Annotated in this window: 14 protein-coding genes; 10 read left to right on the top strand and 4 right to left on the bottom strand. The window is 67.8% G+C overall.

All coding sequences use genetic code 11. From position 1 onward, the window contains the following. Positions 1–11 precede the first annotated feature (11 nt). Positions 12–1,307, top strand: coding sequence for an acetyl-CoA hydrolase/transferase family protein (locus tag AC07PU_RS27490; RefSeq protein ID WP_495321624.1), 1,296 nt, complete (start codon positions 12–14; stop codon positions 1,305–1,307). 7 nt (positions 1,308–1,314) lie between these two features. On the opposite strand, the gene AC07PU_RS27485 is transcribed toward AC07PU_RS27490, so the two are convergent. Then, complete coding sequence (locus AC07PU_RS27485; RefSeq protein ID WP_413763667.1) at positions 1,315–2,211, bottom strand: ribokinase; 897 nt, start codon at positions 2,209–2,211, stop codon at positions 1,315–1,317. A gap of 236 nt (positions 2,212–2,447) precedes the next feature. On the opposite strand from AC07PU_RS27485, the gene AC07PU_RS27480 reads away from it, so the two are divergent. From AC07PU_RS27480 to AC07PU_RS27440, 9 genes are all read left to right on the top strand, one after another. Continuing rightward, positions 2,448–3,389, top strand: a complete 942-nt coding sequence (locus tag AC07PU_RS27480) for an ABC transporter substrate-binding protein (protein ID WP_057596721.1) — start codon at positions 2,448–2,450, stop codon at positions 3,387–3,389. A 35-nt stretch (positions 3,390–3,424) separates the two neighbouring features. Then, positions 3,425–4,915, top strand: coding sequence for a sugar ABC transporter ATP-binding protein (locus AC07PU_RS27475; protein WP_495321661.1), 1,491 nt, complete (start codon positions 3,425–3,427; stop codon positions 4,913–4,915). Then, positions 4,912–5,652, top strand: a complete 741-nt coding sequence (locus AC07PU_RS27470; RefSeq protein WP_495321623.1) for an HAD family hydrolase — start codon at positions 4,912–4,914, stop codon at positions 5,650–5,652. Before AC07PU_RS27475 ends, AC07PU_RS27470 begins: the two co-directional genes overlap by 4 nt. Before the next feature lie 36 nt (positions 5,653–5,688). After that, a complete protein-coding gene (locus AC07PU_RS27465) occupies positions 5,689–6,720 on the top strand; it encodes an ABC transporter permease subunit (protein WP_495321622.1) in 1,032 nt (343 codons plus the stop codon). A gap of 5 nt (positions 6,721–6,725) precedes the next feature. Beyond that, entirely contained in the window at positions 6,726–8,387 is a 1,662-nt protein-coding gene (locus AC07PU_RS27460) for a ribulokinase (RefSeq protein WP_495321621.1), read from the top strand. After that, positions 8,374–9,072, top strand: a complete 699-nt coding sequence (araD, locus tag AC07PU_RS27455) for an L-ribulose-5-phosphate 4-epimerase AraD (protein ID WP_495321620.1) — start codon at positions 8,374–8,376, stop codon at positions 9,070–9,072. The genes AC07PU_RS27460 and araD overlap by 14 nt, the downstream gene beginning before the upstream one ends. A gap of 15 nt (positions 9,073–9,087) precedes the next feature. Beyond that, positions 9,088–9,939, top strand: coding sequence for a DeoR/GlpR family DNA-binding transcription regulator (locus AC07PU_RS27450; RefSeq protein ID WP_495321619.1), 852 nt, complete (start codon positions 9,088–9,090; stop codon positions 9,937–9,939). Positions 9,940–10,284: 345 nt separating this feature from the next. Further along, positions 10,285–10,806: a hypothetical protein gene (locus AC07PU_RS27445; protein WP_495321618.1), complete on the top strand. Its 522-nt coding sequence runs from the start codon at positions 10,285–10,287 to the stop codon at positions 10,804–10,806. 72 nt (positions 10,807–10,878) lie between these two features. Further along, a complete protein-coding gene (locus AC07PU_RS27440) occupies positions 10,879–12,192 on the top strand; it encodes a hypothetical protein (protein ID WP_495321617.1) in 1,314 nt (437 codons plus the stop codon). 25 nt (positions 12,193–12,217) lie between these two features. Here AC07PU_RS27440 and msrA read toward each other — a convergent pair whose 3' ends face one another. From msrA to AC07PU_RS27425, 3 genes are all read right to left on the bottom strand, one after another. Beyond that, the gene (gene msrA / locus AC07PU_RS27435; protein ID WP_495321616.1) at positions 12,218–12,925 is read right to left on the bottom strand and encodes a peptide-methionine (S)-S-oxide reductase MsrA; all 708 of its coding nucleotides are present in this window, start codon (positions 12,923–12,925) and stop codon (positions 12,218–12,220) included. A 106-nt stretch (positions 12,926–13,031) separates the two neighbouring features. Next, positions 13,032–13,283: a pentapeptide MXKDX repeat protein gene (locus AC07PU_RS27430; protein ID WP_093341501.1), complete on the bottom strand. Its 252-nt coding sequence runs from the start codon at positions 13,281–13,283 to the stop codon at positions 13,032–13,034. Positions 13,284–13,388: 105 nt separating this feature from the next. Further along, positions 13,389–14,180, bottom strand: a complete 792-nt coding sequence (locus AC07PU_RS27425; protein WP_296787623.1) for a molybdopterin-dependent oxidoreductase — start codon at positions 14,178–14,180, stop codon at positions 13,389–13,391. Positions 14,181–14,465 lie beyond the last annotated feature (285 nt).

Below are 14,465 nucleotides of genomic sequence, written 5' to 3'. Positions count from 1 at the left end.
CGAGACGCTTCATGGACTTCCAGGACCAGTACCGCCGCAAGCGCGCCAGCGCCGCCGATGCCGTGCGCCAGGTGCGCAACGGCGACATGATCATCGTGCCCACCGGCGTGGGCGAGCCACCCGCGCTGCTCGAGGCACTGTCCGAGCAGCGACGCGATTTCCGCGACGTCAAGGTCGCGCAGATCCTCGCGATGCGCAAGTACGCCTACATCGATCCCGAGACGGTGGCGCACGTGCGCCACGTCGCGCTGTTCTTCGGCGGCGCCACGCGCGCGGGCGGGCAGGAGGGCTGGATCGATTTCCTGCCCAACTACTTCTCGGAGATCCCGGCGCAGATAGAGCGCGGCCAGATTCCGGCCGACGTGGTCTTCAGCATGGCCTCGCCGATGGACGCGCACGGTTACTTCGCGCTGAGCCTGGGTGCGGACTACACGATGGCCGCCGTGGCCAAGGCGCGCGCGGTGGTGCTCGAGGTCAACCCGAACGTGCCTTTCGCGCATGGCGCCTGCCATGTGCACGTGTCGCAGGTGGCGGCGCTGGTCGAGAGCGAGGCGCCGGTGCTCGAGGTGGGCCTGCCCAAGATCGGCCCGGTGCAGCAGGCCATCGGCAAGTACGTGGCCGAGCGCATCGACGACGGCTCGACCCTGCAGATCGGCTATGGCGGCATTCCCGACGCGGTGGTGATGCAGCTCACGGCCAAGCGCGACCTCGGCATCCACACCGAGATGATCGGCGACGGCATCCTCACGCTGGTGGAGAGCGGCGCCGTGACCAACCGGCGCAAGAACCACCTGCCAGGCAAGTCGATCGCGACCTTCGCGCTCGGTTCGAGCAAGCTCTACCGCTTCATGGACCGCAACCCGGCGCTCGAGATGCATCCGGTGAACTTCACCAACGACCCGGCGCTCGCGGGCCTCCACGATAACCTGGTCGCGATCAACGCCACCATGCAGATCGACCTGCTGGGCCAGTGCGGCTCCGAGAGCCTGGGCCATGCGCCGTACTCGGGCACGGGCGGGCAGTCGGACTTCGTGCGCGCGGCCAACCGCTCGCGCGGCGGCAAGGCCTTCATCGTGCTGCCCTCGACCGCCAAGGGCGACACCATCTCGCGCATCGTGCCCTCGCTGTCGCCCGGCACGCACGTGAGCACGAGCAAGAACGACATCGACTACGTGGTGACCGAGCATGGCGTGGCGCAACTGCGTGGCAAGTCGGCCAAGCAGCGCGCACGCGAGCTGATCGCGATCGCGCATCCGGCGTTCCGCGCGGAACTCGAAGAGCAGGCGCAGCGGCTGAGGCTGCTGTGAGCTCGTTCTAGGCGCCCGCGCGCTCCAGAAAGTCCTGCAGCTCGCGCTGCGTGGGCAGCGTGCTCTGCGAGCCGAAGCCGCGCACCGCGAGCGCCGCCACCGCGCAGGCCAGCCGCATCGCGCGCGGGATGCCGAGCGCCCAGTGCACCGCCAGCGCCGCGGCGAAGGCATCGCCGGCGCCGGTGGTGTCGATCACCGGCACGCGGAAGGCCGGCTGCTCGTGCAGCGTGCCCTGGGCATCGACGTGCGCCGCGCCTTCGCCGCCGCGCGTCACGACGATGCGCCCCGGCCATCTCGCCAGCAGCGCGCGCCAGTCGGACTCGCCATCGCCGAAGCCCGCCATCAGCTCGTGCTCGTTGGCAAGGAACAGATGCACCCGCCGCGCCAGTTCGGGCGGGATCGCGCCCGCGGGGGAGGGCGTCAGCAGGAAGGGCTTCCCGTGGCGGTGGGCGAGCTCGGCCGCCTCGAGCGCGGCCGCCAGCGGAATGCCCAGCTCGGCCAGCACCAGGTCGCTGCGCGCGAACAGCGGTTCGGCCGCGCGCACGTGCGCGGCACTGAGCCGGTGGTTGGCGCCCGGCACCACGGCGATGGCGCTCTCGCCCTGGCAGGCGAACACCGCCGCGGCGCCGGTGGGGGCGTCGGCCGTGGTGGCCACGTGGTCGGTGCGCACGCCCTCGGCGCGCAGGCGGCCCAGCAGCTCGCGGCCTTCCGCGTCGTCGCCGGTGCAGCCGACCAGCCAGGCCTCGGCGCCCAGGCGCGTGGCCGCCACGGCCTGGTCGGCGCCCTTGCCGCCGGACGCGCGGCGAAAGCTCTGCCCGCCCAGCGTCTCGCCGGTGCGCGGCAGGCAGGGTGCTTCGAACACGTAGTCCATGTTGATGCCGCCCACCACCAGCAAGCGAGTCATGGCTTGTCTTTTCCCCTTTGGCTGCGCCCCGCGGGGTCGCGAAGGCGCGGCAAGTATGCAGCATCAAATACGCACATAAACGGACAAATATCGAGGGATTTCCCTGAGAATAATTTCGATATTGTTCGATTTGAAATGTTCGAATGAACAATAGAATTCGTTCGTTCTATCGAACAACCGAACGCCTGCCGGCTTCCGGCGCGCACCTTCCAGAGCATTCGAAAGGAGACAGGTCCATGAAGAAGTCGATCACCCGCTGCGTCGCAGCCGCCGTCCTCGCGCTGTGCGCGGGCCATGCATTCGCGCAGGACAAGCCGCTCAAGTCCATCGGCATCACGCTGGGCGACATGGCCAATCCGTTCTTCGTCGCGATCGGCCGCAGCGCGGAAGCCGAGGCCAAGAAGATCAACCCGGCGGTGAAGGTGACCACGGTCTCGAGCAAGTACGACCTCAACACGCAGGTCGACCAGATCGACAACTTCATCGCCAACAAGGTCGACGTGATCGTGCTGGGCGCGGCCGACTCCAAGGGGATCGCGCCGGCCGTGCGCAAGGCCCGCGCGGCGGGCGTGATCGTGGTGGCGGTGGACGTGACGGCCGAGGGCGCGGACGCCACCGTGATGTCCGACAACACGATGGCGGGCGCCGAGTCGTGCAAGTTCCTGGCCGAACGCATCGGCGGCAAGGGCAACTTCGTGATCGTCAACGGCCCGCCGGTGTCGTCGATCATGGACCGCGTGAAGGGCTGCAAGGAGACGCTGGCCAAGTACCCCGGCATCAAGCTGGTGTCGGACAACCAGGACGCCAAGGGCAGCCGCGACGGCGGGCTGGCCGCCATGGCCAATATCCTGACGGCGCAGCCGAAGATCGATGCGGTGTTCGGCATCAACGACCCGACGGCGATCGGCGCCGAGCTCGCGATCCGCCAGGCGCGCCGCACCGACATCAAGGTCACGGGCGGCGTCGACGGCTCGCCCGACGGCGAGGCCGCGCTCAAGGCCAAGGATTCGCTGTTCGTCGTCACACCGGCGCAGGACCCGAACGAAATGGCCGCCGAGAGCGTGCGCGTGGCCTACGGCCTGCTCAACGGCCGCAAGCCCGCCAAGACCCTGAACCTGATGGCGACGCCGCTGACCACGCGCGACAACATCGCCGGCTACAAGGGCTGGGTGCGTTGAGCACGCAGGCCGCCATGGACGGGTTCGTGCTGGAGATGTCCGGGATCCACAAGCGCTTCGGCGCCACCCGGGCGCTGCACGACATGCGGCTGCAGGTGCGCCCCGGCGAGATCCACGCGCTGATGGGCGAGAACGGCGCGGGCAAGAGCACGCTGATGAAGATCCTCTCGGGCGTCTACCAGCCCGATGCCGGGCAGATCCGCGTGGCCGGCCAGCCGGTGGCCATCCGCAGTCCGGCCCATGGCCAGCGCGCGGGCATCAACCTGATCTACCAGGAGCTCGCCATCGCGCGGCACCTCACGGTGGCCGAGAACGTGTTCATGGGCAACGAGCCGCGCGCGGCGTTCTGGCTGGTCGACCGCGCGCGCATGCTGCGCGAGACCGAGCGCGTGCTGCAGCTGCTGGGCGCGCAGTTCGGCGCCGACTGGCCGGCCGGCCGGCTGTCGATCGCCGAGCAGCAGCAGGTCGAGATCGCGCGGGCGCTGGTGCACAAGGGCCGCATCCTGATCATGGACGAGCCGACGGCCGCGCTGTCGGACCGCGAGACGGCGCACCTGTTCCGCGTCATGCGGCGGTTGCGCGACGACGGCATCGCGATCATCTACATCAGCCACCGGATGGCCGAGGTCACGGCGCTGGCCGACCGCGTGACGGTGCTGCGCGACGGCTGCCACGTGGCCGACCTGGCGCGCGACCAGATCGACGAGCAGCGCATCGTGCAGATGATGGTCGGGCGCACGCTGACCGACTTCTACCAGCACCGCGGCCGGCGCCCGCCCGGGCGCGTGATGCTGGAGCTGCGCGACCTCAGCGGGCCGCGCAACCGGCCGAGCAGCCTGCGCGTGCACGCGGGCGAGGTGCTGGGCCTGGCCGGACTGGTCGGGGCCGGGCGCTCCGAGCTGGCGCGGCTGGTGGTGGGCGCCGATGCGAACACCGGCGGCACGATCCTGGTCGACGGCCAACCGGTCGACGTGCGCCGTCCGCTCGATGCCATCCGCCTCGGCCTGGGCTACGTGCCCGAGGACCGCAAGGGGCAGGGACTGTTCCTGCAGCTCAGCGCGCTGACCAACGTGGCGATCAACGTGCTGCCGCGGCATGCGGTCGCGGGCGTGCTGAACCACGGCGCGCTCGACCGCCTGACGCGCCAGGCCATCGCGCGGCTCAACGTGAAGATCGCGGGGCCGCAGGGCATCGTGGGTGCGCTGTCGGGCGGCAACCAGCAGAAGCTGCTGCTGGCGCGCTGGCTCGAGATCCAGCCGCGCGTGCTGATCCTCGACGAGCCCACGCGCGGCGTCGACGTCGGCGCCAAGAGCGAGATCTACCGGATCATCGGCGAGCTGTCCGAGGCCGGCGTCGCCGTGGTCGTGATCTCGAGCGAACTGCCCGAGATCGTCGGCGTGTGCGACCGCGTGCTCGTGATGCGCGAAGGCGCCATCGCGGGCGAACTTGCGGGCGATCGCATCACCCAGGAAAACATCATCCAACTCGCAGTCAACGCTCCCGAGCCGGAGCGGCACATCGCATGAACGCCTCGATCGCAACCCCCCCTTCCTCCGCTTCTTCTTCGCCGCTCCAGGCCGTGGTCTTCGACATGGACGGCGTGCTGATCGACACCGAGATCGTCTGGCAGCGCGTGCGCGAGGATTTCGCGCAGAGCATCGGCGCGCGCTGGACCGCCGAGGACCAGGAGTCGACCATGGGTACCAACACCGCGGCCTGGTCGCGCATCATGGTCGAGCGCCTGCGGCTGCGCGAGCGCAACGGCATGGACGAGGCCGCGATCGCGCGCGAGATCGTGGGCCGCATGCTGGCGCAGTACCGGCGCCACCTGCCGCTGCGCGCCGGTGCCGTGGAGGCGGTGCGCATGGCCGCGCGCTCGCACGCGGTGGCGCTGGCCACGGGCTCGCCGGCCGAGCTCGCGCACCACGTGCTGCAGGCCAGCGGCCTCGCGCCGCTGATGCAGGCCGTGGTCTGCGGCGACGACGTCGAGCACGGCAAGCCCGCGCCCGACATCTACCTGCTCGCGCTGTCGCGCCTGGGCATCGCGCCGCAGGCCGCGGTCGGCATCGAGGACAGCGCCAACGGCCTGCGCTCGCTCAAGGCCGCCGGCATGGCCGCGATCGCCGCGCCCGGGCCCGACTATCCGCTGTCGGCCGAGGCGCTCGCGCTGGCCGACCTGCGCATCGACAGCATGGAAGCGCTGACGCCCGGGCTGCTGCAGCAGGCCCATGCCAACGCCAACGCCACGCGCGCGCCGCGCTGATCCGCGCCGCACACCCCCACACCACCGAACCTCGCCATGTCCAAGACACTCGTTTCCCCGGCGCTCCCGCCGGCATCTCCCCCGGGCGGCACGCCGGCGCGCGCCAGCCGCGCGACCGGCATCCTCCAGCGCCTGGGCATGCTGCCCGCGTTGCTGATCCTCTACCTCGTGTTCTGGGGCCTCACGGTCTACCTGTCGGGCGACGGCGGCTCGAACTTCGCGACCACCGCGAACACGATGAACATCCTGCGCCAGGTCTCGATCAACCTGGTGCTCGCGGCCGGCATGACCTTCGTGATCCTGACCGCGGGCATCGACCTCTCGGTGGGCTCGATGCTGGCCGTGTCCGCCGTGCTGGGCATGCTGACCTCGCTCACCTCGCACGCGGCGCTGTCGCTGCCGGTGTTCCTCGCCGCGGGCCTGCTGATGGGGCTGCTCAACGGCACCACGGTGGCGCTGCTGAAGATCAATCCCTTCATCGTGACGCTGGGCACCATGACCGCGCTGCGCGGCGCCGCCTACCTGTTCGCCGACGGCACCACGGTGCTCAACAGCGAGATCCCGAGCTTCGGCTGGATCGGCAACGAGGACTTCCTGGGCCTGCCCTGGCTGGTGTGGATCGCCGCCGGCGTGACGCTGCTGTCGTGGGTCATCCTGCGCAAGACCATCCTCGGCCTGCACATCTACGCGGTGGGCGGCAACCCCGAGGCGGCGCGCCTCACGGGCATCGGCGTGGGCGGCGTGCTGCTGTTCGTCTATGCCATCAGCGGCCTGTTCTCGGGCCTGGCCGGCGCCATGTCGGCGAGCCGGCTGTTCGGCGCCAACGGCAACTGGGGCACCGGCTACGAGCTCGACGCGATCGCGGCGGTGGTGCTCGGCGGCACCAGCCTGATGGGCGGCGTGGGCTCGATCGGCGGCACGATCATCGGCGCGCTGATCATCGGCGTGATCAACAACGGCCTGACCATCCTCGGCGTCTCGTCGTTCTGGCAGTACGTGGCCAAGGGCGCGGTGATCCTGCTCGCGGTGATCATCGACAGATGGCGGCAGATGCAATCGCAGCACTGAGCGCCATGACCTCCATCACCCCTGTCATCGGCGTCGACTTCGGCTCCGACTCCTGCCGCTGCGTGATCGCCGACGCCTTCACCGGCGAGGAACTCGCGAGTGCGGTGGCGGCCTTTCCGCGCTGGGCCGCCGGCCAGTACTGCGATCCGGTGCGGCGCATCTTCCGCCAGCATCCGCTGGACCATCTCGAGGCGCTGACCCAGGCGGTGCGCGGTGCGCTGTCGCAGGTGGCGCCCGCGGTGCGCGCCGGCGTGCGCGGCCTGTCGATCGCGACCACCGGCTCCACCTCGGCGCCGGTCGACGCGGACGGCCGCCCGCTGGCGCTGCAGCCGGCCTTCGCCGACAACCCGAACGCGATGTTCCTGATGTGGAAGGACCACAGCGCGACGCTCGAGGCCGAACAGATCACCGCCACCGCGCGCGGCTGGGGCGGCGTCGACTACACGGCCCACATCGGCGGCGTGTACTCGGCCGAGTGGTACTGGGCCAATCTGCTGTGGGTGTTCCGGCACGACGCGCGGGTGCGCCAGGCCACTGCGAGCTGGGTCGAGCATTGCGACTGGCTGCCGGCCGAACTCACCGGCACCACCGCGCCCGCGCAGCTGCGCCGCAGCCGCTGCGCCGCCGGCCACAAGGCGATGTGGAACGAGCGCCATGACGGCCTGCCGTCGCAGGCCTTCCTGAGCCGGCTCGATCCGCTGCTCGACGGCATCCGCGAGCGGCTCTACGAACGCACCTGGACCGCCGAAACGCCGATCGGCACGCTCACGCCCGCCTGGGCCGACCGGCTGGGCCTGCCCGGCGACGTGACGGTCGGCGTGGGCGCCTTCGATGCCCACATGGGCGCCGTCGGGGCCGGCATCCGGCATCACACGCTGGTCAAGATCATGGGCACCTCGACCTGCGACATCGTGCTGGCGCCGACCGAGGAACTCGCGGATCGCGTGGTCGAGGGCATCTGCGGGCAGGTCGACGGCTCGGTGATGGCCGGGGCCATCGGCCTGGAAGCCGGGCAGTCGGCCGTGGGCGATGCCTTCGCATGGTTCGCGCGCGTGCTCGAGTGGCCGCTGCAGGACGGCGAAGCGCGCGAGGCGCTGCGCGCCGAACTGCTGCCGCGGCTCGAGCGCGCCGCCGCGCTGGAGCCGCCGGGCGCGCACGGCGTGGCCGCGCTCGACTGGCTCAACGGGCGCCGCACGCCCTATGCCGACCAGACGCTGCACGGTGCGCTGTTCGGGCTGTCGCTGGGCAGCTCGGCGCCGCAGCTCTACCGCGCGCTGGTCGAGGCCACAGCCTTCGGCGCGAAGGCGATCGTCGACCGCTTCACCGAGTCGGGCGTGCGCATCGACGAGGTGCTCGCGATCGGCGGCGTGGCGCGCAAGTCGGCGCTGCTGATGCAGATCCAGGCCGACGTGTTCGACCAGCGCATCCGCGTGGCGAAGTCGGAGCAGGCGGTGGCGCTGGGCGCCGCCATGTGCGCGGCGGTCGCATGCGGGCTGCATGCCGACATTCCCGCCGCGCAGCGGTCCATGGCCTGCGGCTTCGACCAGGTCTACGAGCCGCGTCCGGCGGAGGCCGCGGCCTATCGCGTACTATTCCGGCGCTATCGCGAGATGGGTGCCCTGGTGCAAGGGATGAAGCAGGAAAGGGCGGTCCATGACGCTGCATAGAGAACTCAAGCGCGAGGCCTACGAGGCCAACCTGGAAATCCCGAAGCAGGCGCTGGCGCTGTACACCTTCGGCAACGTGAGCGCCTTCGATGCCCGCCAGGGCGTCTTCGCGATCAAGCCCAGCGGCATGCCCTACGAGCAGATGACGGCCGACGACATGGTGGTGGTCGATCTCGAGTCGCGCGTGGTCGAAGGCAGCCTGCGGCCGTCGAGCGATACGAAGACCCATGCGGTGCTCTACCGCGCCTTCGAAGGCATCGGCGGCGTCTGCCACACCCACTCGGTGCATGCGGTCGCCTGGGCCCAGGCCCGGCGCCCGATCCCCATTTACGGCACCACGCACGCGGACCACCTCACGGTGGCGGTGCCGGTCACCGAGGTCATCAGCGACGAGGCCGTGGCGCGCGACTACGAGGAGGAGACCGGCCTGCAGATCGTGCGGCGGATGCAGGGCATCTCGCCGCAGGAGGTCGAGATGATCGTGGTGTCGTGCCACGGGCCCTTCACCTGGGGCAAGAGCGCGATGAAATCCGTGTACAACGCACGCGTGCTCGAGGAACTGGCGCAGATGGCCTATCTCACGCAATCGATCGACCCCCAGGCGCGCGAGCTGCCGAGCGCCGTGATCCGCAAGCACTACGAACGCAAGCATGGCGCCGGCGCCTACTATGGGCAGGCCCGATAGACACACGAACCCGCGATGACCCGAAACGCTTCCCGTCCCACGCCCCAGGCCTTCGAGCCGCCGTCCGACCCGTCGCGGCAGGAGGCCCTGCAGGCGACGACGGCGGAGCACCGGCACATGCTGATCCTCAAGGTGCTCGCGCAGGAGGGCGCCTGCCGGGTCAGCGACATGGCGCGCCGCTTTACGCTGTCGGAGATGACGCTGCGGCGCGACCTGCAGGAGATGCACGACGCCGGCCTGCTCAAGCGGGTGCACGGCGGCGCGCTGCCCATCGGGCGCGACACCGAGTTCGGCGTGCGCATCCAGGAGGGCTCGTCGCAGAAGCAGCAGATCGGCACGGCAGCAGCCGGGCTGATCCAGGACGGCTGGTCGATCTACCTCGACGCCGGCACCACCTCGATGGAGGTAGCACGCGCGATCCAGCAGGGCCTGAAGAACGTGAAGCGGCTCGCGATCGTCACCAACGGCATCAACATCGCCGCCGAGCTGGTGGGCCGCACGCCCTACGACATCTACGCGATCGGCGGCGAGATCTACGCCGCCGGCGTGAGCGCGGTGGGCCCGATGACGCTGGCCCAGGTCGCGAACTTCCATTTCGACCTGTTCTTCATGGGCGCGCGCGGGGTCGATGCCGAGGTGGGCTGGACCAACACCAACCACCTCGAGACCCAGGTCAAGCACGCGGTGATGGAGCGCAGCCGGCAGGTGTGCGCGATCGTGGACAGCAACAAGTGGGGCCAGCGCGCGCTGGTCTCGGTGGTGCCTTTCGGCGCGGTGACGCACTGGGTGTGCGACGCGCGGCTGCCGCAGGCGGCGCGCGATGCGGCGTCGGCCCAGGGGGTGGAGCTGGTGATCGCAGGCGCGTGAACAGACGGCCGGAGCGTCCGGTCGTCGTCGCTGCTCTGCATTTCTTGCTGCGGTGCAGTACGGCAACAAGGCTGCGAATCGTGCCAGATCGGCGAAAGGAGGGGCGTCGATATCGTCTCGCTCCTAAGAGGCGAAGTTGCTTCGAACGTCAAGTACTCAAGCGCTTCTTGGCGGGATATCCCTCATTTGAGTGATGACGACGGGACCGGAAGGATGGAGATTCCATCCTGAGGCGACAGCCATGCAACCGCCGGAGACGGTTCATGAGATGGGCTCGTGCCTTGAGCGGCGCCAGGGGCGCCTGCCCGGTTCTGTGAAAGAACAACGCACATCGGGAGGGACCCCATGCCATCCATCAAGTTTGTTCCCAGCGCCGACGCCTCGGTGGTCAGTGTGTATTCGAGGCAGGTGCTCGAGGGCGTCCTGCGCGATGCGGGTCTAGAGTCGTGCGTGGTGACCAGCACCGTTCGGTCGCCCGAACGCCAGGCGAAGGCGATGTACGTCAACATCGGGATCACGGGCGTTCAAAAACAACTGCAGCTGTATGGGCCGGATGGTGATGCCGTGATCGGCGAGTACGTGCGCTTGCAGTGTGGACATGGGAAGACCGCGATTCTGTCCGCCATGACGAACATGATTCTGGCGCGAGGACCCGGCAACGTGAGCTGCCATTGCGCCGATCCTTCCGAACTCAATGTGATCGACATCGCGCCGTCGTCCATTGCTAATGCTTCGAAGTTCGTGGCTGCACTCAAGAAGGCGAAGCAGTCGGCGCTGGTTTCGCGGTTCTTTTCTCCTGAGAACGGGGATCCCGCCTTTCATATCGAGATTCCTCAGCCGCCGACTCAGAGCGGGAGTACGCCATGACGCTCGCGTGCCAGAGGTGATCCAGGGACTGGCCTTGCAACTGAGCGCGTGGAGCGTTCATGGAGATACGCGATGAGTGACGACCCCCTCTATTCGTCTTTGAAAGCTGTCGTGAGGCGCAATCCGTTGCCGCTTCCGGTGCGATTGGAGCGTCCGATTGATGGCGCGAGAGAGGATGCGGAGATTCTTCTTGCCTTTGCCGTTCAGAGCAGGCGCAATCTGAAGAGCGATGTGATCCAAAACATGTCGGATGCGGAAGAGAAGCTGCGCGCCGCCGAGAAGGACGGGCGCTTGGCCAATGCAGCGGAGCGCGCGGCGTTCTGGCAGGCATACGACGAACTGGCAGTCGCGATGACTCCATTGAGTGCGCACTCGATCCGCTCGTCGATGGCGATGAATGCCAAGATGTTTCCCAAATCCATCATGACGCCTTCGGCGCTGCTTGCCGCGGCGGCGGTGACGGTTTTCCTGTTTTGCATGGTGATGCAGAATTTCTGGGTGGCGGGAAAGAGCCTTCTTGACAGTGTGGAGACGTATGAGGTGCAGCGGGCAGAACTTCTGACAAAGCAGACGGCGGATTTGCTGGCGCTGGGTTCCGTCTACATCTCTCGACAGCCATCAGATGAGCTCGACAAGAGAGAAAAGCCTGGCGCACGGACAGGCCCGACATCCGGTAACTCTCCTTCGAATGCGTCGGATTCGTCGCAGCAGGAGGGTTTTCGAGGCGGCCTGCCTGCCAGTTTTCATGAAATGAACATGAGGGTTCAATTGCGTCACGCAAGCATCGAAGAGACCGACAAGGTTGCACGCCCCGCGAAGGCATTGCTCGACAGGTGGCGCGAGCGAGCGAATTCGATATGCAGCAAGACGATTCGATTCTTCTGTCTGGGCGACAAGGAGGAAGACGATAAGGGGCTGGGGGATCCCGGTGGCGTCGCGCGGGTTGCCGTTGCCCAATCCGGCGTTGATCGTGATCGAGTGCAACTGATCAATTCGCGCGAACAATGGATCGCGGACCGCGACTACCAGACCAAGCACGAAGTTCGCATCATTCTCGGGACACTCTCGACATACATCATTCCTGCAGCCATGGGCCTGCTCGGGGCGCTGGCATTCTTGCTCCAGTCCATGGCTACGCAGTTGCGTGAGTACACCTACACACCGGTATCGGTCAGCTCGACATTCATGCGGGTGTGCCTGGGAGCCATTGCCGGCGTGTTCGGAGGCTTAGCCGGAACGGGCGCCGAGGCGACGACCTTCAAGGGGGTGCCAGCGCTCTTCATCCCCTTCGTCTTCGGATATGGCATCGAGATTCTGTTCTCCTTGCTCGACAGGGTGGTGCAGACTTTCACGCAGCCTGACTCGTCGAAGGCACGCTCCCTCTAGTGCGCCCCCGGCGCGGTATGGCTGCCTACTGTGCGCCCTTCGCCGCCGCGCTCACCAGCGCCGGCGCCGAGCGATAGCTCTCGGGAAAGAGCTTCTTCAGATCGTCGATTTTCGGCCAGTCGTTGACGACGATGTAGCCGTGGTCCGGGTGCTTGGTGAGGAAGTCCTGGTGGTAGTCCTCGGCGGCGTAGAAAGGCTTGCCCGTCTCGATGGTTGTGGCGAGCGGCTTGCCGAAGGTCTTGGCCTGGTTCAGTTGCGCGATGTAGGCCTTCGCGATGCGTGCCTGCTCGGCGTTCTCGGCGAACACGGTGGAGCGGTACTGGGTGCCGGTGTCGGGGCCCTGGCGGTTGAGCTCGGTCGGGTCGTGCGCGACCGAGAAATAGATCTGCAGCAGCTTGCCGTAGCTGATCTGCTTGGGGTCGTAGGTGATGCGCACCGACTCGGCATGGCCGGTGCGGCCCGAGCCGACCTCGTCGTATTTGGCGGTCTTCGCATCGCCACCCGCATAACCCGAGACGGCGTTGCTCACGCCCTGCACGCGCTGGAACACGCCCTGCACGCCCCAGAAGCAGCCGCCCGCGAAGACGGCGGTTTCGGTCTTGGCGGCGGGTGGTGCCACGAGGTCGGCGGTGGGCGCGGGCACGCGGCGCGCCGGCTCGGCCGAGGAGGGCACGGCATGCCAGACCAGGGCCGCGGCGGCGAGGGTGGCGGCGGTGAATGCGAGGGATTTCATGGGTGGTCCTTGAGGGGAGGTTGCCGCGCGGACGCGGCCGCCGTAGGCGACATTGCCGCCGATTCCGGCGGCCGTCAATGCCGCGTCCGGTTCGGGCGTCCTTTTCTTACTTCTTCATCTCGTCCTTGCCCATGGCATCCTTCTTCATGCCATCCTTGGACATGGAGTCTTTGGCCATCGAGTCCTTCTTCATGCCGTCTTTCGACATGGAGTCCTTCGCCATCGAATCCTTCTTCATGGCGTCCTTGGACATCGAGTCCTTGGCCATGCCATCCTTGGCCATCTCGTCGGCGGCAAAGGCGGAGGCGCCGGCAAAGGCCAGGCAGGTGGCGAGCAGGGTTGCGCTGAGCTTGTTCATTGGGAAGTCTTTCGGGTTGAGGTTTCACTTTTCAAGAGAGGCGCGGTTCATCGAGGAACACGGCCTCGCGCTTTCATCGGCAGTCGGGTCGTCGCGGGCGACGACTCAGCTCCCTCCGAACCAGTTGTAGCCCTGGTCTTCCCAGTAGCCACCTGAATAGGTATTGCTGACGAACATCGCCTGGATATGCTTGGGGTTCTTGTAGCCAAGCTTGGTCGGCATCCGCAGCTTCATCGGAAAGCCGTACTTCGGCGGCAGCACCTCGCCGTCGTAGGTCAGCGCCAGCAGGGTCTGCGGATGCAGCGCGGTCGCCATGTCGATGCTGGTGTAGTAGTCGTCGGCGCACTTGAAGCCGACGTAGCGCGCGGTGGTGTCGGCGCCGACATGGCGCAGAAAATCGGCGAAGCGCACGCCGCCCCAGCGGCCGATGGCGCTCCAGCCTTCCACGCAGATATGGCGCGTGATCTGTTCGTGCTGCGGCATGGCGCGCAGCTCGGGCAGGGTCCAGCGGCGCTTGTCGGCGACCAGGCCAGTCACCTCGAGCCGGTAGCTTTCCCCGTCGACCTCGCGGACCTCGTCCTCGCCGTAGTAGGCATTGAACGGAAACGGCCGCGTGATCATCGAGGCGGGATAGGTCTCGGCGAGTTGCGTGGGGCTGAAGATCAGGCCCTGCACCTTGTCGTTGATGCGCGAGATCTTCGAGAGCGCGGCTTCGACGTGGCTGTCGTCGCTGATGCTGCAGCCTGTGAGCAGCGACAGGCCACCCAGGGTCAATGAGCGTTGCAGGAAGGCGCGGCGTGCGGGGTGCTCCACCTTCTTCGCGATCAATGCTCGGGCTTCCTGGACCACTGCTTCGCTGTCGACGCCGGTCATCTTGGGGGCTTTGAAGATTCTCATGTCTGGCTTTGGTTGTTGGGGGTCGGGGCGCGTGCACAGGACAGCGGGTACTTCCCTCCGCGAATGTCCCCCGCCTTCGGCTCCTCCTTTATTTCGCTGCGGGAAGCACCCGCTGCCCTGTGCACGTGGACGCAGCGGTTGTGCAGCCGGTTCGACCAGCGCGTCCCAGGCTCACGTCGATGGGGTACTCCCCGCAGCGAAATAAAGGAGGAGCCCGAAGGGCGGGGGACATTCGCGGAGGGGAGTACCCCGTCGGCGTGAGCCCACCCCGAACGCCCCCGATGA

The sequence above is a fragment of the Variovorax sp. GW821-FHT10D07 genome, from assembly GCF_059415325.1.
Note: the sequence above shows the minus strand (reverse complement) of the source record. Positions and strands in the feature narration are given on the sequence as shown.

What these genes read in the sequence shown, in the direction of transcription:
- AC07PU_RS27425 (WP_296787623.1), bottom strand. Translation starts at nt 14,180, where the DNA reads ATGAGAATCTTCAAAGCCCCCAAGATGACCGGCGTCGACAGCGAAGCA.
- AC07PU_RS27475 (WP_495321661.1), top strand. Translation starts at nt 3,425, where the DNA reads ATGTCCGGGATCCACAAGCGCTTCGGCGCCACCCGGGCGCTGCACGAC.
- araD (WP_495321620.1), top strand. Translation starts at nt 8,374, where the DNA reads ATGACGCTGCATAGAGAACTCAAGCGCGAGGCCTACGAGGCCAACCTG.
- AC07PU_RS27450 (WP_495321619.1), top strand. Translation starts at nt 9,088, where the DNA reads ATGACCCGAAACGCTTCCCGTCCCACGCCCCAGGCCTTCGAGCCGCCG.
- AC07PU_RS27470 (WP_495321623.1), top strand. Translation starts at nt 4,912, where the DNA reads ATGAACGCCTCGATCGCAACCCCCCCTTCCTCCGCTTCTTCTTCGCCG.
- AC07PU_RS27460 (WP_495321621.1), top strand. Translation starts at nt 6,726, where the DNA reads ATGACCTCCATCACCCCTGTCATCGGCGTCGACTTCGGCTCCGACTCC.
- msrA (WP_495321616.1), bottom strand. Translation starts at nt 12,925, where the DNA reads ATGAAATCCCTCGCATTCACCGCCGCCACCCTCGCCGCCGCGGCCCTG.
- AC07PU_RS27480 (WP_057596721.1), top strand. Translation starts at nt 2,448, where the DNA reads ATGAAGAAGTCGATCACCCGCTGCGTCGCAGCCGCCGTCCTCGCGCTG.
- AC07PU_RS27485 (WP_413763667.1), bottom strand. Translation starts at nt 2,211, where the DNA reads ATGACTCGCTTGCTGGTGGTGGGCGGCATCAACATGGACTACGTGTTC.
- AC07PU_RS27445 (WP_495321618.1), top strand. Translation starts at nt 10,285, where the DNA reads ATGCCATCCATCAAGTTTGTTCCCAGCGCCGACGCCTCGGTGGTCAGT.
- AC07PU_RS27465 (WP_495321622.1), top strand. Translation starts at nt 5,689, where the DNA reads ATGTCCAAGACACTCGTTTCCCCGGCGCTCCCGCCGGCATCTCCCCCG.
- AC07PU_RS27490 (WP_495321624.1), top strand. Translation starts at nt 12, where the DNA reads ATGGACTTCCAGGACCAGTACCGCCGCAAGCGCGCCAGCGCCGCCGAT.
- AC07PU_RS27430 (WP_093341501.1), bottom strand. Translation starts at nt 13,283, where the DNA reads ATGAACAAGCTCAGCGCAACCCTGCTCGCCACCTGCCTGGCCTTTGCC.
- AC07PU_RS27440 (WP_495321617.1), top strand. Translation starts at nt 10,879, where the DNA reads ATGAGTGACGACCCCCTCTATTCGTCTTTGAAAGCTGTCGTGAGGCGC.